This window comes from Marinobacter sp. KM021 (genome assembly GCF_050707965.1).
GTDB classification, from domain to species: Bacteria; Pseudomonadota; Gammaproteobacteria; order Pseudomonadales; family Oleiphilaceae; genus Marinobacter; species Marinobacter shengliensis.
Genome location: NZ_CP136129.1, coordinates 240048 through 260754, shown reverse-complemented (window position 1 = coordinate 260754; position 20707 = coordinate 240048). Strand labels below are relative to the sequence as shown.

The window sequence follows — 20707 nt, the reverse complement described above, 5'->3', positions numbered from 1 at the left end:
GACTGAAAATTGGTAACGGATTGTACTTATCGGCGACTGTTCCGAGGCACTGACCGTTAACGGTTTTCAACCCCCTTGACCTTCTGCCATATGGCATCCAGCGCTTCAAGGGACTCCTCATCCAGATCACGCCCCTCACTTTCCAGCACCGCTTCGATCGCCCGAAAACGTGCGTCGAATTTGCGGTTCGTTCGGTTCAGGGCCTGCTCAGGATCCACTTTCATGAATCGTGCCAAATTCACGCACACGAACAGCAGATCACCCAGTTCATCCTCGACCGCATCCTGGTCGCCACTACCATTCTGGGCGGCCTGCCATGCGTCTTTCAGCTCATCGATCTCCTCGTGAAGCTTGTCGAAGACCGGGCCAATCTCAGGCCAGTCAAAGCCATGGCGCGAAGCCCGGCGCTGCAATTTCTCGGCACGGGCCATGGCCGGCAGGGTTCGTGCAATGCCATCCAGCCGGCTGACCGACGACTCAACAACAAGTTTCTCGGCCCGCTCCTCCGCCTTGATACGCTCCCAGCTCTCTTTGATCCAGGCTTCGCTGGGACGGTTGCTCGGGTCAATGCGGCTTTCCAGAGTGCCTTCCGGGAAGACATGGGGATGCCGGCGAATCAGTTTGCGAACCAGGTGATCAACGATGCTATCGAAATCGAAATGCCCTTCCTCACGCCCCATCTGAGCGTAGAAGATCACCTGGAACAGCAGGTCTCCCAGCTCATCCTTCAGATGCGGATAATCCGCCTGTTCAATGGCGTCGGCCACTTCGTAGGCTTCTTCTATCGTGTGGGGCACGATGCTGGCGAACGTCTGCCGGGTGTCCCAGGGGCAGCCCGTGTCCGGCTCCCGGAGCCGGGCCATCAGGGTTTTCAGGTCATCAATGGAATAGCTCATCCGCGCTTTCGCCTTACGTCGATGATGTTCGGCAGGTTGCGAATCTGGGCCAGCAACCGCGCCAACTGTTCCAGGCTGGAGATTTCCACCGTCACCCTCATGGTAGCGATGTTCTCATCCTTGTTGGTCAAGGTATTCAGGGCCAGCACGTCACTGCGGGACGACGACAACACATGGGTTATGTCCCGCAACAGCCCCGAGCGATCGTAAGCTTCGATTTCGATATCGACAGGGTAAACAGAGGCCGGCTTGCCACCCCAGTTCACCTCGATGATCCGGTTGGGCTCGAATTCCCTCAGGCTGAGGAAGGTCAGGCAGTCCTGACGGTGCACGGTGACGCCACGCCCAACCGTGATGTATCCGCCAATCGCATCACCCGGTAACGGTTTGCAGCACTTGGCCACCTGGGTCTTGAGTTTGCCCACACCCAGAATCTGGATGTCTGACTCGGTGTCATAATCCTTCTTGCGGGCCGTGGTCAGCTTCAGGTCGAGCTGTTCAGACTTCGGCTCCAGCATCTGCTGCGCCACGTTCGCCACGTGCGCAGGCCGCAAATCGCCGGCCCCAATGGCGGCGAACATATCGTCTGGCGAGTGGTAATTCACCTTTTTGGCCAAATCCCCCAGATCAACATCATACAGCGACAAACGCTTGAATTCGTCTTCCAGGATAGCGTGGCCGTCAGTGATATTACGGTCACGATTCTGTTGCTTGAACCAGTGGGTAACCTTGGCCCTGGCCCGGGATGTCTGGATATAGCCCAGGCTTGGGTTCAGCCAGTCCCGGCTGGGCGCCGGGTTGTTGGAGGTTAAGATAAATACTTGGTCGCCGGTTTTCAGCGGATAGGTCAGAGGAACTATTCGGCTGTTCACCCGGGCACCCCGGCAGGCGTGACCGATTTCGGTGTGTACCCGATAAGCGAAATCCACCGGTGTGGCACCCTGGGGCAGGTCAACCACGTGGCCTTCGGGGGTGAAGACATAAACCCGGTCCGAGGCGACGTCTGACTTCAGGTGATCAGCCAAACCAGACAAGTCGCCCAACTCTTCCTGCCACTCCAGCACCTGCCGCAGCCAGTTGATCTTGGCGTCGTAACCGGTGGACTTGTTGTTCTTGTCGGTGCCCTTGTACAGCCAATGGGCACAAACACCTAACTCAGCTTCCTCGTGCATGGCATGGGTGCGGATCTGCACTTCCATCACCTTGCCTTCGGGGCCGATCACCGCGGTATGGAGCGACTGGTAGCCGTTCTCCTTGGGGTTGGCGATGTAGTCGTCAAACTCGTTGGGAATATGCCGCCACAAGGTATGAACAATGCCCAGAGCGGCATAGCAGTCCCGGACTTCCGGCACCAGGATACGCACTGCACGGACATCATAGACCTGGGAAAAGTCGATACCCTTACGGCGCATTTTGCGCCAGATACTGTAGATATGCTTGGCCCGGCCAGAGAGTTCACCCTTGATACCGGAGGCCTGAAGTTCGGTTTGCAGGGTCTCGATGACTCGCCGGATATAGCCTTCACGGTCCAGCCGCTTCTCATCCAGCAGCTTGGCGATCTTCTTGTACGCTGAGCTGTGCAGGTACCGGAAAGACAGGTCTTCGAGTTCCCACTTGATGTGACCAATACCTAACCGGTGTGCCAGGGGCGCGTAGATATCGAAGACTTCCCTGGCCACCCGCATGCGCTTCTCTTCCGGCGCGTCCTTGACGGCCCGAATCGCACAGGTCCGCTCGGCCAGTTTGATCAACGCCACCCGGACGTCGTCAATCATGGTAACCAGCATTTTCCGGACATTGTCGAGTTGCCCTTCACTCTGGCCCAGCACATTGCCCTTGAGCGGGTGGTGCACCGACGAAATGGCTGCCATCTGCTGCACACCATTGATCAGCCCGGCGACTTCGTCACCGAATTCTTTGCGGATCTCTTCCAGGGGTACCCGCTCTTCACGCACTGCCCGGTACAACACCGCAGCCACCAGACTGGCCTGGTCCAGATGCAGTTCGGCCAGCACCTGTGCCATTTCCAGACCCGTACGGAAACTACTGGAGCCGGGCGCCCAGAGGCGATCCTCTCTGAATGCCTGCACGGCAATCCTGGCCGCTTTTTCACAGGCCTGCCGGAGCTGCTCCGGATTATCCAGGTGCGTCTGTTCAGCGATGTGGCGAACACAACGATCAATGTCGATCTCGCCATCACCAGTGACCGAATAATCTTCCCGAACTTTTACCATAGCAGAGGCATACCCGCTGATTTTCCGGTTACCCGGGTCGCGATCCTGGCGCCCCGGCATCTGACTGTCGACTGATCAGTCAGAGTCATTCACGCTCAAAAAGAGCAATGGATTCGACATGGGTGGTGTGGGGGAACATATCCATCACACCTGCGCGCACCAGGCGATAACCGTTGCGCACCATAACGCCGGCATCTCTTGCCAGAGTGGCCGGATTACACGAAACATAGACAATCCTGCTGGCCCCGAACGCCGTGAGGTACTTGCAGATGTCTTCCGCGCCAGACCGGGGCGGGTCGATCAGAATCTTGTCGAAACCCTCTTTGGCCCAGCTTTGCCCGGTAAAGTCACCGTGCAGATCGGCCCCAAAGAATTCCACATTATCCAGACCATTGAGCTGTGCGTTCTCGCGGCCACGCACCACCATGGCATCATCGCCTTCGACGCCAACCACCCGGCCACCTTTGCGAGCCAATGGCAGGGTAAAGTTACCCAGGCCACAGAACAGATCCAGCACCCGCTCACCGGGCTGAACATCCAGCCACTCCACTGCACGATGAACCATATTCTGATTGATACCGGCATTGACCTGAGTGAAGTCCATCGGATGGTACTTCATGGTCAGATCAAACTCATCCAGGCTGTAGCTCAGGCGCTCACCATCACGACCAGACGATTCCGGCCAGATGCGGTGCACCGTATCCGGGCCCTTGGGCTGCAGATAGATATGCAAGTCATGGGCCTGGCCAAAGGCAATCAGTTTTTCCCGGTCTTCGGGAACCAGTTCATCCATGTTACGGAACACCATGGCCGCCACATCATCACCACAGGCCACTTCTACCTGGGCAATCCGGTCGAAGGCCACCATACCATGCAGCAGTTCCCGCAGGGGCTTGATGCGATCACCAATACGCGGGTCCAGCACCACACAACGGTCAATATCCGTTAGAAAGCTGTTACGCTTTTCCCGGAATCCTACCAGCACCGACTCCCGGGCTTTCACATAGCGCACGCCCAGGCGGGCTTTGCGACGATAGCCAAGGGTAGCGGGTGAGCGCATGGGTTCAACCCACTCCTGGGGTTCGATGCCCCCAAAATGGGCAAAATGCTCCCTCAGCGTGTCTTCCTTGAACCGGATCTGCGCATCGGCACTCATGTGCTGAAGGCTGCAGCCACCACAAAGGTCGGCAAAGTCACAGGGCGGTTGCTGGCGGTCTGGAGCCGCTTCCAGAACCTCCAGGGTACGCAGCTCATCAAACTTGCTTCGGGTGCTGACCATCTTTGCCATCACCGTTTCACCCGGCAGAGCACCGTCCACAAACTGGACTTTACCTTCGGCCCGGGCAATGCCCCGGCCGTCGTGGCCAAGGGTTTCAATTTCACAACGCACCGGTTCCTGAGGCAGAACCTTGCGGCGACGCTTACTCATAGGGGTTAATCTCTCTTGTGTAGCCGGCTTGGATGACCGGTTCAGGCGCCGGGAAAAACACCGGTAGACAGGTATCGGTCGCCGCGGTCACAGATAATGGCCACGATCACCGCGTTTTCAACCTCACGGGACAATTTGAGGGCAGCGGCAATGGAGCCACCGGACGACACGCCACAGAAAATTCCTTCTTTGGCGGCCAGCGCCCTCATGGTGTCTTCTGCTTCTTTCTGGCCAATGTCCAGAACCTGGTCTACCCGGGCAGCGTCGTAGATCGACGGCAAATAGGCCTCGGGCCAGCGGCGGATACCGGGGATGGATGCACCATCTTCCGGCTGCAACCCAATAATCTGAATATCAGGATTTCGCTCTTTCAGATAACGGGACACGCCCATAATGGTCCCGGTGGTCCCCATGGAGCTGACAAAGTGAGTCACCTTGCCCTGGGTCTGCTCCCAGATTTCCGGGCCGGTGGTGCGGTAATGGGCCAGTGGGTTATCCGGATTGCTGAACTGGTCCAGCACCTTGCCCTTGCCTTCAGATTCCATCCGCGCAGCGAGGTCCCGCGCCCCTTCCATGCCTTCCTCCTTGCTGACGGTAACGATCTCCGCTCCGTATGCCCGCATGGAAGCGCGGCGCTCCTCACTCATGTGAGCCGGCATGATCAGAACCATCCGGTAACCTTTGATTGCCGCAGCCATTGCCAGGGCGATGCCAGTGTTACCGGACGTCGCTTCAATCAGGGTATCGCCTGGCTTGATTTCACCACGGCGTTCGGCCTCCTGAATCATGCTGATGGCAGGCCGGTCCTTCACCGACCCGGCCGGGTTATTGCCTTCCAGCTTGGCCAGAATGACATTGGAGGTTTCCCCCGGCAGACGCTGCAAACGAACCAGAGGGGTATGCCCTACATAATCTTCAATGGTCGGGAAAATCATAGCGAAACCCTGTGATACACTTTTGGGTTCGAATCATACGCTTTATGGCCGCATTGTCCCAATACAGCTTGTCGCTATATCCATGACCCGCGGCTATAACTGTTTGTTCCCGGAACCTTTACCACAGTTTTCGGGAATCAGATCAACTATGCTCATAACACAGGGAAGTGCCGGTTCCGGGAAAGATCGGCCCGGTCAGGCTCAGGAAACTTGCAGGAACATATCTATGCGGCGCTGGGGCATTCGCAAAAAAGTACTGGTGGTAACGCTGGTTCCCACCTTGTTGACCACTTTGTTGCTGGGGCTGTTTTTCACCTACAGCTGGGTTAACAACATCGAGAACCTGCTGAGGGATCGGGGCGAATCCCTGTCCCGCCAGCTTGCTGCCGGCTCCGAGTATGGCCTGTTCACCGCCAACCGCAGCCTGCTGAGCAGCCTGTCCAACGCCCTGCTGGAAGAGCAGGACGTTCGCTCGATCACCTTCTTCTCGCCAGATGGCCGCCGCTTGCTCCACACCGGTCCCGGTGGCGCCGATGCCATCGACGAATCCTCCCTGAAGCCGGACCTGGCGGTAAAGATTACCCGGGACAGCAGCACCCGGTTTGTCACCCCGGTTTACCTGCAGGACCTGATGATCGAAACCATGCTCGACCCGGATGTCCGGCAGTCGGCCACCCGGCTACAGGAACCCCTGGGCTGGGTTGCGGTGGAGATGTCCCATGTCCGCACCGAAAAGGAAACCTACAAGGCGCTACTGATTTCCCTGCTCCTGGTGATTGGCGGGGTACTGCTCAGCATGGCCATAGCCCTGCGCCTGAGCCGGGCCTTCACCGATCCTGTGTTCCAGCTCAATGAAGCCGTAGCCAGGCTCAAGGAAGGCAAGCTGGACACCCGCGTGTACACCAGTGCTGGCCCGGAGTTCGAACAACTGGAATCCGGCCTGAATGACATGGCCTCCGAGCTCAGCAAGGCCCAGGCGGAAATGCAGCAGAACATCGACCAGGCCACAGAGGACCTCCGGGAGACCCTGGAAACCATTGAAATTCAGAATATCGAACTGGATTTCGCCCGCAAGGAAGCCCTGGAAGCCAGCCGGATCAAGTCCGAATTCCTGGCCAATATGTCCCACGAAATCCGCACGCCCCTGAATGGCATCATCGGCTTTACCGAATTGCTGCTGAAAAGCCCCCTGCCCCGCCAGCAACGGGACCACCTGAACACCATCCGGAAATCGTCCGAGATTCTGCTGACGATCATTAACGACATCCTGGATTTTTCCAAGATCGAGGCCGGCAAGCTGATTCTTGACCGGGTACCGTTCCAGCTAAGGGATATCGTGGAAGAGGTGATGGTGATGCTGGCACCGGCAGCCCACGCCAAGAACCTGGACCTGGTGCCACTGGTCTATAACGATGTACCGGACAACGTCATGGGTGACCCGCTGCGGGTGAAGCAGGTCATCACCAACCTGGTCAATAACGCCATCAAATTCACCCAGACCGGTGAAGTGGTGCTGCGGGCCAGCCTGGAAGACGAAACACCCGACAGCAATCGGGTAACCCTGCGCCTGAGCATCACGGACTCCGGCGTGGGCCTGTCCCGGGCCCAGCAACAATCGTTGTTTAACGCTTTCAGCCAGGCTGACGCCTCAACCGCCAGGCAGTATGGCGGCACCGGTCTGGGGTTGGCCATTTCCAAGCGGCTGGTGGAAGAGATGGGCGGCAAGATTGGCCTGGAAAGCGAACTCGGCAAAGGCTCTACCTTCTGGTTTACCCTCACGCCGGAACTGTCTGCCGCTGCCGATACCAGCGCGCCAAAAGACGCCCTGCGCGGCGAGCGGATAATCTACCTCGAACAGCAGAAAACCACCGGGCTCGCGGTCGAACACCTGTTACGGGACTGGGGCGTGGCGGTACAACGGGTGTCCTCGCCAGCCGCCCTGGTGGAACACGTGGAGGAAGCCCAACGGAAGCAGGAAGGCTACGCCGCCGCCATTATCGGCATTACCCGCCACCTGCTGAACTCCAGCCAGTACTGCAACATGGTGCGTTCGCTGGAAGTGGAGCGGGACTGCCGAACACTGCTGCTGACCCCCACCCTGGAAACCCACGACACGCCGCTGTCCGGACTGTCCAGCGGACACCTTACCAAACCGGTGTGCCGGGACGCCTTCTACGACGAGCTATTGCTGTTGATCCACGGCATCCAGGCCAGCAACCGGGGAGCAGGAGAAGTGTCCCTGCCACTGAGAAGCAGCGGCCCTTCGAGAGTCCCTCGTGTACTGGCCGTGGACGACAATGACGCCAACCTGAAACTGGTGATGACCCTGCTGCAGGACTGCCGGCTTGAAGCAGAGGGGGCCTCAAGCGGCTTCGAGGCGCTGACCAAGGCCCGGCAGAAACCCTTTGACCTGGTGTTCATGGACCTGCAAATGCCGGGCATGGATGGTGTGGAAACCACGGCCCGAATCCGGGATCTGGATACCGGCTCTCATCATACCCCGATCATCGCCCTGACCGCCCATGCCCTGGCCGATGAACAGGAAAGGCTGACCCAGCAGGGCTTCGACGGTTACATGCCAAAACCGATCAGCAGCAGCCAACTGGTCCAGTTGATTCGTGAATACACGGGTTACGACTGCAAGAGCAGCAACGACAGTTTCAAAATCTCGGAAGTCCGGGACACCCGCCGCACCCTGCGGCCATCAAACCGTCGCATGCAGCAGGATTGCGTCAGTGTTGATGAAAGTATTCAGCTGGCCGCTGGCAAGGCCGACCTGGCAGAGGAACTGTTCAGCATGTTGCTGGAACAGCTGCACACCGACATCGAGCGGGTAGCCGATCTGTGGAACAACAATGACACCGACGAGCTGCTTGAATGCGTACACAAGCTCCACGGCGCAACCCGCTACTGCGGCGTACCGGAGCTGAGAACCGCCGCCAACCGTTTTGAAACCGCACTGAAGTGCCAGGCGCCGGATATGGAACTACAGAAAGACCAGCTATTGGCAGCCATGGACCGACTGCAGATCTGGAGTGAACAAACCGACTGGCAGCAACTGTTCAGGGAACAGCAACGCCAGCCGGAGACCACCTGAGGTCGGATCAGGGCCGGGCGCGCTCAAGAATGGCGCGCATCTCCCTGACCGCCTCTTTCAGTCCGGTGAACACTGCCCTGGCAACAATGGCGTGGCCGATGTTCAACTCGTTAATACCCGGAATCGCCGCCACCCGCTCGGTGTTGTGATAATGCAGGCCGTGGCCAGCGTTCACAATCAACCCTTTCTTTCGGGCATAGGCCACGGCATCGGCCAGCTGTTTGAACGCTTTTTCCCGAACAGCCGGGTCCTGCGCTTCGGCGTATTCGCCAGTGTGCAGCTCGACAACCGGCGCACCACAGCGCACAGCGGCGTCTATCTGCACCGGGTCCGGGTCAATGAACAGTGACACTTCGGCCCCGATCTTTGCCAGCCGGTCGCAGGCCTTGGCCACACGCTCCTCCTGACCGTCTACATCCAGCCCACCCTCGGTGGTTAATTCTTCGCGCTTCTCCGGCACCAGGCAGACACACTCCGGACGCACCTGTTCGGCAAAGGCCAGCATGGCATCGGTTACCGCCATTTCCAGGTTCATCTTGGTTTGCAGGACTTCGCGCAGCAACAGTACGTCACGATCCTGAATGTGCCGGCGGTCTTCCCGGGGGTGAATGGTAATGCCATCGGCGCCCGCTTCCTCGGCCACCAATGCCGCCTGAACCGGGTCTGGATAGCGGGTGCCGCGGGCCTGGCGTAATGTGGCCACATGGTCAATATTCACACCGAGCAACACTCTGGAATTCATGGGGTTCTCCCTGATGATGAAACGGAATGGCTGAACAGATTGCGGCTGTGTAACGGCTTACCCTGCAACAGGTAGTCCACCAGAACACGCATGATCCGCTTGGCCGTCCTGCGCGGTAACTCACCGGTAAAGTCGCCTTCGGCCAGGGCCAGCAGAGCCTCGCCCGGAATCTGCTGCAAGCGAACCCCGGTGGCGGCGGCAGACACAATGCCCTGCACCGGATCATAACCGTAGTAACCACCGGCCACCACTGGCAAGCCGGTATCAGTGGCTTCATCCCAGGCAAAGTCATACCCGAGGGCCCCGGCAAACGCCCGTTCAAAGTGCCGCAATATTGGCTCTACATCGGTTTTGGCCGCCAGTGCCGCGAGAGCCTGCAGGCTTTCTATGTAACTGGCAAACAGGGTGGGATGAGGGTCTGCCGCTGGCAGAACGCGCTGAAGCAGTTCATTGATGTAGAGGCCGCTGTACAAGGCACGGCTTTGCGAAAGCAGCGGCGCCGACCGAACCTCAAGCTGCACCAGTGTCTTCAGATCGCTTTTTCCGGTCCAGTCCACCATTAACGGCTGAAACGGCTGCAACTGAGCCTTGAGGGGGCTTTTGGCACTGTTGGCGCCGCGCGCCACCAGACTCATTCGACCATGATTCAGGGTAAACAGATCCACCAGCAAGGCGGTTTCCCGCCAGGGGCGCCGGTGAATCACATAAGCGGGCTCCTGCTGCACCGCTCCCTTCATAACGGCCTCAGAAATCGCTCATACCAAGGCTTTTCAATGCCCGGTCGCTGTCTGCCCAGCCGCGTTTTACCTTGACCCACAAACGTAACATGACCTTGGAGCCGAACATGCGCTCCATATCCACCCGGGCTTCCTGGCCAATGCGGCGCAGGCGCTCGCCCTTGTCACCGATAATGATTTTCTTCTGGCCTTCCCGTTCCACCAGAATCAGGGCCGAGATATGCAGGGTTTTCCCCTCGTGCTTGAACTCTTCGATCTCTACTGCCACGGAATAAGGCAATTCAGCACCGAGTTGGCGGGTAATTTTCTCCCGCACCATCTCTGACGCCATAAAGCGCTCGCTGCGATCCGTAATCTGATCGTCCGGGTAGAAGTGCACACTCTGGGGCAGGAAACGTCCCACAGCTTCCTCCAGTGGCTGGAGGTTGGTTTCTTTCAACGCAGACAAAGGGATAATTTCGGCAAATTCCCGTTTTTTGGACAGTGCCTCAAGGTGTGGCAGCAGTTTGTCACGGTTCTCAACCTTGTCCACCTTGTTAACTGCAAGGATAACCGGGCATTTCAACCGCGACAATTTCTCCAGCACCATGTCATCGGCAGTGGTCCACGCCAGCTGGTCCACCACAAACACCACCACGTCCACGTCAATCAGGGCAGACGACGCCGCTTTGTTCATATAACGGTTCAGCGCACGGGGCTCGTCTTCGTGCATGCCGGGGGTATCCACATAGATGGCCTGCACAGGTCCGTCTGTCTTGATACCCAGCACCTGATGTCGGGTGGTCTGGGGTTTGCGGGAGGTAATACTCAGTTTCTGGCCCAGGATATGGTTCAGAAGCGTGGATTTTCCCACGTTCGGCCGGCCAACAATGGCGACAAAACCACAACGGCTGTCCGGATCTTCCGGGCGGGTAATATCATTCATCAGGAGTTCTCCACGCCCAGTTGCTTGAGGGCATTGCGGGCAGCCTGCTGTTCAGCAATTCGCCGACTGCTACCGGTGCCGCTGGTCTTTCGATCCAGTGACGGTAAGGCACAGGAGACATGGAACGTCTGCTCATGGGCTTCACCGTCGACGGATATCACTTCGTAACGAGGCAGCGGGAACTGCCGGGATTGCAGGTATTCCTGCAACCGGGTTTTGGGATCTTTCTGGGTGTCCTGAATGTCCAGATTGGCCAGGCGATGCTCGAACCAGCGCAGTACCTGCTCACGGCAGGTATGAAAATCGCTGTCCAGGTAAATAGCACCGATGATGGACTCCACCGCATCCGCCAGAATCGACTCGCGCCGGTAGCCACCACTCTTGAGCTCACCGGAGCCCAGCCTCAGATACTGGCCCAACTGGAATTCGCGACCAATCTCGGCGAGGGTCACGCCTTTGACCATCCGCGCCCGGAGCCGGCTCAACTGGCCTTCCCGGGCTTTCTCGAAGTGCAGGTACAAGTGCTCTGCAATCACCATATTAACGATGGAATCCCCAAGGAACTCCAGACGTTCATTATTCTGGTTCCCGTAACTTCTGTGGGTCAGGGCCAGCAGCAACCGCTCGGGCTCCTTGAAGGTGTATCCGATACGACGCTGCAACTGATCCAGATCTGGTTGTGAACTCACTGTCCCTTTAACTCATACTCGTGCTGGAAATGAACGATGGTGTCCACGTTTCCGAATAGATGATTGCGAACCTCGTAGTCCACCTTGATGACCACGAACTCGCCACTTTTCTCAACGCTGATCTGCTTGGCGTCGAAGCCCCTGACGTTATTGACGCTCAGGCGCCGGTTAATCAGGCTACGCACCTCAGCCGGCCCCATGCGCGACAAACCCTCGGTGCCATCAAGACCTTCCAGTGCCTCCTGAATGGTGAAATCGTCCAGGTAGGCAGGGCCGATTTTCAGCCCGAGGGCCAGCAGGCTGCCAAAAAACATCGCCACAATCAGCATGGTCAGAGCGCTGCCGCCCTGCTGCTGCAATCCGACGGGATTATTCTTTTTCATCATGTTTGTCTCCGGCACAACGGGGTTAGTCAATGCTACCCACTCGATCAAAAGATGGCAGACTTGTCAGTGATTTCCAGTGCATCCAGATGGCAAAGGCCTTCCCGACCACAAGCTCATCGGGCACAGTGCCCCAGAACCGGCTGTCGTTACTGTTGTCCCGGTTGTCCCCCATGACAAAGTAGTGGCCATCAGGCACCAGCCATTCACCTTCCCCGTTGCCTGCAACCCGGCCCAGGGTCAGATACACATCGTGCTCAACGCCGCCCACTTCCTCACGCCAGCGCTCCATTGGCGGAAGACGGGCCACAAACTCCCTGGCCACTGGTTCATCATTGATAAACAGCTGTTTATCGCGATAGCGCACCCGGTCACCCGGCAAACCAATCACGCGTTTGATGTAATTGGTGGCGCCATCCTCCGGATAACGGAACACCATGACATCACCACGCTCGGGATCACCCATCGACACCACCTTGGTGCCGGCCACTGGCAACCGAAGCCCGTAGGCGTACTTGTTTACCAGGATAAAATCACCAACTTCGAGGGTCGGCAGCATCGAACCGGAGGGAATCTGAAAGGGTTCTACCAGAAACGAACGAAGCACCAGAACGATGGCCAGTACCGGGAAGAACGATCGGCTCAGGTCGACCAACCAGGGTTCACTGGTCTCGGCAGTTTCATCGGACGCGGCACCGCCAACGTCCGGGCCAGCTGCCTGCCGCCGTTTGCTGAAAAACACTTTATCCGCCAGCCAGATCAATCCAGTCGCGAAGGTCAGAACCACCAGTACCAGCGGAAAATCAATATCCATCCGGGAGCCTTAGTTTTAGTTATCCACTTTCAATACAGCAAGAAACGCTTCCTGAGGCACCTCGACATTGCCCAGCTGCTTCATACGTTTTTTACCTTCTTTCTGCTTCTGAAGCAGTTTCTTCTTCCGGCTGACATCACCACCGTAACACTTGGCGGTAACGTTCTTGCGCAATGCCTTGACCGTAACCCGTGACACCACCTGGGTTCCGATTGCCGCCTGGATGGCGATATCAAACATCTGCCTGGGAATCAGCTCTTTCATCTTCTCGATCAGCTGGCGCCCCTTCCGGTGCGCCAGATCCCGATGAACGATCAATGCCAGGGCGTCGACCCGTTCACCGTTAATCAACACGTCCAGGCGAACCAGATTGGCCTGCTGGAACCGCACGAAGTGGTAATCCAGCGAGGCAAAACCTCGGCTGGCAGACTTGATCCGATCGAAGAAATCCATCACCACTTCCGCCATCGGCAACTCGTAGGTGAGCTGAACCTGGGTCGACATGAAGTGCATGTTCTTCTGAACACCCCGCTTCTCTTCACACAGGGCAATAACGTTACCCAGGTGTTCCTGGGGCACCAGGATATTCGCCTCCACGATGGGCTCACGCATTTCCTCGATAGAGCCAATATCCGGAAGCCGCGAGGGGTTGTCCACCGACAGGGTCTCACCCTGTTTGGTAATGACTTCATAGATTACCGTGGGTGCCGTGGTAATCAGATCGATATCGTACTCACGCTCCAGCCGCTCCTGGATAATTTCCATGTGCAGCATGCCCAGGAAACCACAGCGGAACCCGAAACCGAGGGCGTCAGAATTCTCAGGCTCAAAAAACAGGGAGGCGTCGTTCAGCGTCAGCTTTTCGAGGGCATCCCGGAAGTCGTCATAATCGTCAGCGCTGACCGGGAACAGGCCTGCGTAAACCTGCGGCTGAACTTTCTTGAAGCCCGGCAGCATCGGAGTTTCGTCGGCGAACTTCTGATGCACGATGGTGTCGCCCACCGGTGCACCGTGAATATCCTTGATACCCGCCACCACAAAGCCTACGTCACCGGCTTCCAGAACATCAGTGTCGGTGGGCTTCGGATTAAAGATACCTACCTTGTCGGCATTCCACGCTTTCTTGGTGGATTTAATGACAATCTTGTCGCCTTTGCGCAGAACGCCCTCGGTCACCCGAACCAGGGATACCACGCCCAGATAGTTATCGAACCAGGAATCGATGATCAGCGCCTGCAGAGGTGCACTGCGGTCACCCTTCGGCGGCGGAATCTTCCTGATCAGATCCTCAAGTACATCTTCCACGCCCAGACCGCTTTTGGCACTGCAGCGCACTGCATCGGCGGCTTCGATGCCGATGATATCCTCAATTTCCGCCGCCACCCGCTCCGGCTCCGCCTGGGGCAGGTCCATCTTGTTCAGTACCGGCACCACTTCAAGCCCCTGCTCAATGGCGGTATAGCAATTGGCCACCGACTGGGCTTCCACACCCTGACCTGCATCTACCACCAGAAGCGCACCCTCACAGGCGTAGAGGGAACGGGATACCTCATAGGAAAAATCCACGTGGCCAGGGGTGTCGATGAAATTCAGCTTGTAGGTTTCACCATCTTTGGCGGTGTAGTTGAGCGTTACGCTCTGGGCTTTGATGGTAATGCCCCGTTCCCGCTCCAGATCCATGGAGTCAAGCACCTGTTCGGCCATTTCGCGGTCGGTCAGGCCACCGCATATCTGGATAAAACGATCCGCCAGTGTGGATTTACCGTGGTCAATGTGGGCAATAATGGAAAAGTTACGGATTCGGCTCAGTTCAGTCACAGACAATGATTACTCATATAAGACGTAGGGTTGAGCCCGGAATGGCCGCTACCGGGTCCGGGAACGGCGTGATTTTACCGGTTACCGGCCGCTATTGCCATGATCAGGAAATAAGCGGCTTCTCGTACTGCCGGATCAGGAACCCGATCAACGCGTCCTCATCCAGAGGGTAGCTGAACAGATTACCCTGACACTGGGCGCACCCGGCGGATTTCAGGAAACTCAGCTGCTGCAGGGTTTCCACGCCCTCGGCTACCACGGTCAGGTGCAGTTTCTTCGCCAGCGCGATCACAGCAGACGCCACATCGGTAGCACTGACGTTATAGGGAATGTCCCGAATGAAGCGATGATCAATCTTGATAACGTCCAGCGGGAGCTGCTGTAACGCGACCAGCGAGCATGAACCGGTCCCGAAGTCATCCAGGATCAGGCAAACCCCGAGATCATTCAGCGACACCAGCAGTTCACGCAGCATGCGAGGGTCTTCGTTCAACAACTCTGCCGGCATTTCCAGTTCCAGACGCTCCGGCGACACGCCAGTTTCCGTAATGACCTGGCGAATCATGTCCAGGAAACCGGAATCGGTCAGCTGTCGCACCGACAGGTTCACTGCCATCTTCAGGGATTCGAAGCCGGCCCGTTCCAGAGCCTGCACCTGAATACAGGCTTGCCGCAGGGCCAGCTCGCCCAGTCGGACAATCAGGCCGGTCTCTTCCGCCAGGTTGATGAACTGCTGCGCCGAAACCAGCCCCTTCTCCGGGTGGTGCCACCGGAGGAAGGCTTCCACACCGATCACCCGCTGGCTGACAAGGTCGATCTTCGGCTGGTAATGCAGAACAAACCGTTCGCCGTCCAGGGCCGTGGCCAGTTCTTCCTGCTGCAACAGGCGCCGGGCGGCCTTGATATTCATGGCAGGGGTGAAGAACTGATAAGTATTGCGACCCAGCTCCTTGGCCCGGTACATGGCCAGGTCGGCGTACTTCATCAGGGTACCGGCATCCTCACTGTCATGGGGAATCATGGTGATGCCGATACTCACGGTAATGCCCACTTCGTGGTCATTCAGGCGTATTCGCTGGCACAGGCGCCGAAGTATGGATTCTGCCACCTTGCCGGCGGCATCCGGCCCGCTGATCTGGGACAACAGCACCACAAACTCGTCACCCCCAAGGCGGGCCACTGAGTCTTCCTCACGCACACAGCCTTCCAACCACAGCGCCACCTGTTTCAGCAGCTCATCCCCGGCGTCGTGCCCCAGGGTGTCGTTAATGCGCTTGAAGCCATCGAGATCCAGGAACATCAGGGCCGCGGGTTCACCGCTGCGGCGACTCCGGCGTACCACGTGGTTCAGACGGTCCCGGAACAACTGACGGTTTGCCAGCCCGGTGAGCGGGTCGTAGAACGCCAGTCGATGCAACTCGGATTGGGCAGCCTTGAGCTGGGTCAGGTCCCTCAGGCTCAGTACTACCCCATTAACACCCGGCACCGACAACATGGCAGTAAAGGTGCCTTCCATGTCACGCCACTGGCCCTCAGCATCCCGGATGCGGGCCCGGACAACCGGCATCTGTTTGCCAGGTGCACGCATGGATTCCGCAAAACCGCGTTGCAACAGGGGCAGGTCGTCCGGATGCACCTGGGCTTCCAGTTGCATGGAATGAACGTTGTCGGGGTCGAAGCCCAGAATGTCCCGGCTGGATGGGCTGGCATAAAGCGGTTCACCACGGCGGTCCATCACCAGCGTGACATTGGCAGCCCCTTCGGTGATGGCCCGGTAGCGACCAGCACTGATCTGGGCGATCAGCCGTGAACGAGTCAGCGCCAAGACGAACAGGCACAACAAAGCACTGATGGCCAACCCGGAACCCAGTACAATCGGTGGACGAGGGTCTGCAGCCAGAAAGTCGAAGGCGGGTGTTGAACGGGTTTGCAACAGCCAATCCCGGCCGCCGTGGGAAATGGTCTGGCTCATTTCAAAGCTGAATTCATTGTCCAGCGATCCCAGGTTGGAGCCATACATCAGAGTATCCCGGGCGACCACACCGCTGTCGTAGATCCGCACGTCAAGAAAGGGAGAGATAAGGCCGACAATGCCATCAATCAGGTTATTCATCCGGAAGGCACTGAACACATAACCAGACAGCATCATTCGCCGTTCTGCGCGGATGTCCGGAATTTCTCCGCCCTGGTACACCGGGTAGTACATCAGGAACCCGGCCTGGTCTTCCGCCAACGATTCCTGAACCAGAACCACCTTCCCCGTCACGGTTGGCACAGCATCGTCCCGGGCCTTTTCCATTGCTACCCGATGGATGGGATCACTGAAGGCATCATAACCCAGCGCCCTGCGGTTGCGATCTGTGCCCGGTTCCAGGTACACCATAGGGTAATAGAACGGGCCTGTACCAAGCGGCTTGACCAGATAGTTATAGACACCTTCGGCCCGCACCGAAGCAATGTGATCGGCCATATCCCGAACGCCAATCCGCTGCACATAACCGATACCCTGAATACCCGGGTAGTAACGGTCGATATCGACTTTTTCGACATACTCCCGCCACTGCTCCCTGGTGACTTCCCCGGCTACCGAGAACAAACCGGAACTGCCTGCCAGCACCTGCTCATAATTGAGCAACCGTTCTTCAATGGCGCTTTTCAACTGCAGGGACTGGGTTCGGAAGTGGGCCTCGGTGCGGTCCTCCACAAGGCGGATTGAAACCTGCCATAGAAGCACGGTGGCGGCTACGGCAACAAAGAACACAAGCCAGGCAATCCAGGCATGGCGTAATTGCAGAAGCTGTCTGAGGGGAAGTTCCTTGCTGGTCATCATTGTTTACGGTCCGTTCCATGACCCCATTTATTATCAGTTCGGGCGATTATAGCAAAAGCCCCCGGGCCTGTCGTCAAAGACACCGGGGGCTTGCGAAACGCCTGTTTTCTAGGGTGTCAGGGCTTCATCACCAGATAGATGGCACGGCCCTGGCGGACGATTCTGACCGAAACCGCCCGGTTAGACGGCAGCTTGCGGGTGGCGTTCCGGAAATCCTCCACAGAGCGCACCTGTTCGCGATTAATCTCGGTGATGATGTCCCGGGAACGAATCCCGGCTTCCGCTGCCGGCCCCTGGCCTACCCGGGTCACCAGCACGCCGCCCTGAACACCGGCAGCACTGGCCTGCTCCGGCGTCAGGGATTCAACCGCCAGGCCCAGCGGTTCCTGTGACGGCGCATTGTTTTCACCAACCACGGGGTCTGAGCTGTCATCGCCATCTTCCGGCAAGCGGCCAATGGTCACATCCAACTCAATTTCCCGGCCACCCCGCAGTACCGTCAGCCGGGCCGATTCGCCCACCGGTGTCCGGCCCACCAGCGGCGGCAGGTCTGATGACAACTGAACCGGCTCGCTGTTGTATTCCAGCACGATATCTCCGGATTCCAGGCCTCCCTTCTCAGCCGGCGACCCCTGCATGACTTCCGCAATCAGCGCGCCCCTCGGGCGTTTCAGGCCAAAAGATTCCGCCAGGTCCCGGTTTACTTCCTGAATCAACACACCAAGCCAGCCCCGCGCAACGCTGCCCTTGTCCCGGATCTGGTTGAATACGTTCATCGCATCGTCAATGGGAATGGCGAAAGAAACCCCCATGAAACCGCCAGAGCGGGTATAGATCTGGGAGTTGATACCCACTACCTCACCATCAAGATTGAACAGTGGCCCACCGGAGTTGCCGGGGTTGATTGCCACGTCTGTCTGGATGAATGGCACGTAGTTTTCGGAGGGCAATGAACGGCCAAGGGCGCTGACAATGCCTGCCGTAACCGTGTAGTCAAAACCGAACGGAGAGCCGATAGCAAACACCCATTCGCCAACCTTGAGGTCACGTGAACGCCCCACCTTGACCACGGGCAGATCCTCACCGTTCTCGATCTTCAGCACGGCCATGTCTGAACGGGGGTCGGTGCCAACAATCGTGGCCTGAAACTCACGGCGGTCGTTCAACCGCACTATGACCTCGTCAGCACCTTCCACTACATGGTTGTTGGTGAGTACATAACCGTCTGTTGACACAATGAAGCCAGAGCCCATGGAACGCTGGGGCTGCTGCGAACGGGGCGAGCCGCCGAACGGTGATTGCGGGCCACGAAAAAATTCCTGAAGGAACGGCGGCAACTGCTCAAGCTGCCTTTCATCGAACGGCGATCCCTGGAAACGGGAGCCCTGATTACGCGGCTCACTTGTGGTGCTGATATTCACTACCGCGCTGGAGTTCTCTTCAACCAGTTCGGTAAAGTCCGGCAAGCCGCGCGCGGCGAGGGACTGGCTCCAGAAAACTGAAACCATGACGGAAAGCATCAGTAGGGTCGCCCAGTAGTGTCCTGCGCTCCGGACTGGAGCAAGACGGGCAACCTCTGTGTTTGATCTCGGCATGTGGACCCCCGTGTTCTGCTTGTAATCACGTCGTAATTCTGGGGCCGGAAACCCGTTTTTCAACTTACAAAACGGTAGGGTTCACAGACATGTCACGGAATGAGTGCTGTTCACCCTGATCAGCCGCGGCTGGTATTTATCACCACTCCGACGCTGCCATCGACGTACCCACCAGAATCCTGCCCCCAGCCCTGCAAGAGCGCCCAAGATGGCCGCAGCGTCAGTACCACCCAACCATCGATAACCGGCGATACTGGCCAGCACCATCATCAGCAGCGGAGCACCGTACACAGCCAGGGATGCCGCGAGGAGTGACTGTTCATCGATACCGATCACCACCTCATCCCCAACCCTGGCACCCACGGTATTCGCCACCAGAACCTGATTTGCTCGCCCTCCGGATACCTTGGCCAACGCCCTCTGGCCGCAACCGGCCCTGGCGGAACAGCTCTGACAGGCACTGACACGGATGGTTTGCACCCAGACGCTGTCGCCACTCAGGGCCACCACTTTGCCAGTCTCGGTGATCACAGGCCTGATAACTCCAGGGCCAGGGCGTCATCTATTTCAACGGCATCTGCCACTTTCCGGGCCGTACGCGGGGGAATCTCGCCCACAACGGCAACCAGGAACGGTCTGTCGGCGACCAGGATCTCGCGCATGTATATGGTGGTTGCCCCCACCCGCGAGGCCCCTGTCGGCATTTTCAACTGGCCAACCGGTTCGACAAACACCGAAAAGGCCGCCAGCCCGTCAGAGAACGCGACCGCTTTGCCCTTGCCAGACCGCGGCGCGGCCGCTGGCGCGAAGCCCTCCGGCCGCCAGTTGAGAGTCCAGCCGCTCATGCGGCCGACCACCGACTGTTGAGGATCCCTGGACGCCAGCGTGCGGGTTATTTCGCGCCCTTGGGTCTGTATTTCCAGCTCCTCGTCGGCGATCTCATCGGTAATTTCGAGACTGGTAAATTGAAAGTGCTCCAGCACTTCCCCGTCACCGTCGCGCACCTGGCTTTTGACCAGCAAGCCGGTGTCTTTCTCCATCCACAGCCGATGGCTGTATCGCTCGTCATCACGGGCGGTTAACGCAATGGTCACCACGTCATAACCGGCGATGCGATCTTCACCCGCGAGCTCTGAGCGATACCATTGCCCAAACGGCATCAGCTGACTAGTGAACGCCTCGGCAAACGGGCCAGAAGGAATCACTTCGTTAAGGCTCACACGACCACGGTCAGGGAGCACACAAACCACATTCATGCCTTTACGGACAATTTCGCCACTGCCGCCATCCTGCATGACCAGTCGCTCTTCCACCTGGCCATCCCGAAAACGATGGGCAATCTTCATGGAATGGACCTGATCCCCACGGGCATAGACGAAGACACCCCGGTAAGAGGTCATGTTCAAAGCCGGTCCCAGGCGCTCCAGCCACGACATCGCATCAGCGGGATCCGCAGAAGCAGGTTCGTTGCTCGTCTCAGCATTGGCTCCGTGAACAGGCAGCATGATCAACATTCCGGCAAGCACACCGGCGAACACGCTTCGGCCCAGGGACACCAGGCTGCTCACCACCCACGTCATCGG

General features: G+C 58.0%; 16 protein-coding genes. 1 reads left to right on the top strand and 15 read right to left on the bottom strand.

Going from position 1 to position 20707, the window contains the following annotated elements; translation table 11 throughout:
- Positions 1-56 precede the first annotated feature (56 nt).
- The 4 genes from mazG to cysM form a co-directional block, all read right to left on the bottom strand.
- The gene (gene mazG, locus RVM24_RS01310) at positions 57-896 is read right to left on the bottom strand and encodes a nucleoside triphosphate pyrophosphohydrolase (RefSeq protein ID WP_431474835.1); all 840 of its coding nucleotides are present in this window, start codon (positions 894-896) and stop codon (positions 57-59) included.
- Positions 893-3130 carry a GTP diphosphokinase gene (relA, locus tag RVM24_RS01305; protein WP_106693529.1) on the bottom strand — a complete coding sequence of 746 codons (2238 nt, stop codon included), beginning with the start codon at positions 3128-3130 and terminating at the stop codon, positions 893-895. Before relA ends, mazG begins: the two co-directional genes overlap by 4 nt.
- An 85-nt stretch (positions 3131-3215) precedes the next feature.
- Positions 3216-4559, bottom strand: coding sequence for a 23S rRNA (uracil(1939)-C(5))-methyltransferase RlmD (gene rlmD / locus RVM24_RS01300; RefSeq protein ID WP_106693528.1), 1344 nt, complete (start codon positions 4557-4559; stop codon positions 3216-3218).
- Between the two features lie 41 nt (positions 4560-4600).
- Positions 4601-5494 (bottom strand): cysteine synthase CysM, encoded by an 894-nt coding sequence (gene cysM, locus RVM24_RS01295; protein WP_058091714.1) that lies wholly within the window; start codon positions 5492-5494, stop codon positions 4601-4603.
- Positions 5495-5720: 226 nt separating this feature from the next.
- On the opposite strand from cysM, the gene RVM24_RS01290 reads away from it, so the two are divergent.
- Positions 5721-8591, top strand: coding sequence for an ATP-binding protein (locus tag RVM24_RS01290; RefSeq protein ID WP_286922241.1), 2871 nt, complete (start codon positions 5721-5723; stop codon positions 8589-8591).
- A 7-nt stretch (positions 8592-8598) separates the two neighbouring features.
- On the opposite strand, the gene pdxJ is transcribed toward RVM24_RS01290, so the two are convergent.
- The 11 genes from pdxJ to RVM24_RS01235 form a co-directional block, all read right to left on the bottom strand.
- Complete coding sequence (gene pdxJ, locus RVM24_RS01285; RefSeq protein ID WP_061332273.1) at positions 8599-9333, bottom strand: pyridoxine 5'-phosphate synthase; 735 nt, start codon at positions 9331-9333, stop codon at positions 8599-8601.
- A complete protein-coding gene (recO, locus tag RVM24_RS01280; protein WP_286922240.1) occupies positions 9330-10070 on the bottom strand; it encodes a DNA repair protein RecO in 741 nt (246 codons plus the stop codon). The genes pdxJ and recO overlap by 4 nt, the downstream gene beginning before the upstream one ends.
- Before the next feature lie 7 nt (positions 10071-10077).
- Positions 10078-10995 carry a GTPase Era gene (era, locus tag RVM24_RS01275; protein WP_106693523.1) on the bottom strand — a complete coding sequence of 306 codons (918 nt, stop codon included), beginning with the start codon at positions 10993-10995 and terminating at the stop codon, positions 10078-10080.
- The gene (rnc, locus tag RVM24_RS01270; protein WP_061332276.1) at positions 10995-11684 is read right to left on the bottom strand and encodes a ribonuclease III; all 690 of its coding nucleotides are present in this window, start codon (positions 11682-11684) and stop codon (positions 10995-10997) included. The genes era and rnc overlap by 1 nt, the downstream gene beginning before the upstream one ends.
- A complete protein-coding gene (locus tag RVM24_RS01265) occupies positions 11681-12067 on the bottom strand; it encodes a DUF4845 domain-containing protein (protein ID WP_106693647.1) in 387 nt (128 codons plus the stop codon). Before RVM24_RS01265 ends, rnc begins: the two co-directional genes overlap by 4 nt.
- Before the next feature lie 25 nt (positions 12068-12092).
- Positions 12093-12881, bottom strand: coding sequence for a signal peptidase I (lepB, locus tag RVM24_RS01260; protein ID WP_061332277.1), 789 nt, complete (start codon positions 12879-12881; stop codon positions 12093-12095).
- A 15-nt stretch (positions 12882-12896) separates the two neighbouring features.
- Positions 12897-14699, bottom strand: coding sequence for a translation elongation factor 4 (gene lepA, locus RVM24_RS01255; RefSeq protein ID WP_061332334.1), 1803 nt, complete (start codon positions 14697-14699; stop codon positions 12897-12899).
- Between the two features lie 103 nt (positions 14700-14802).
- A complete protein-coding gene (locus RVM24_RS01250) occupies positions 14803-17529 on the bottom strand; it encodes a bifunctional diguanylate cyclase/phosphodiesterase (protein WP_431474834.1) in 2727 nt (908 codons plus the stop codon).
- A gap of 116 nt (positions 17530-17645) precedes the next feature.
- Positions 17646-19124 carry a DegQ family serine endoprotease gene (locus RVM24_RS01245; RefSeq protein WP_431474833.1) on the bottom strand — a complete coding sequence of 493 codons (1479 nt, stop codon included), beginning with the start codon at positions 19122-19124 and terminating at the stop codon, positions 17646-17648.
- 81 nt (positions 19125-19205) lie between these two features.
- On the bottom strand, positions 19206-19655 hold the full coding sequence (locus tag RVM24_RS01240) for a SoxR reducing system RseC family protein (protein WP_061332280.1): 450 nt from the start codon (positions 19653-19655) through the stop codon (positions 19206-19208).
- Complete coding sequence (locus tag RVM24_RS01235; RefSeq protein ID WP_230713718.1) at positions 19652-20704, bottom strand: MucB/RseB C-terminal domain-containing protein; 1053 nt, start codon at positions 20702-20704, stop codon at positions 19652-19654. The genes RVM24_RS01240 and RVM24_RS01235 overlap by 4 nt, the downstream gene beginning before the upstream one ends.
- Positions 20705-20707 lie beyond the last annotated feature (3 nt).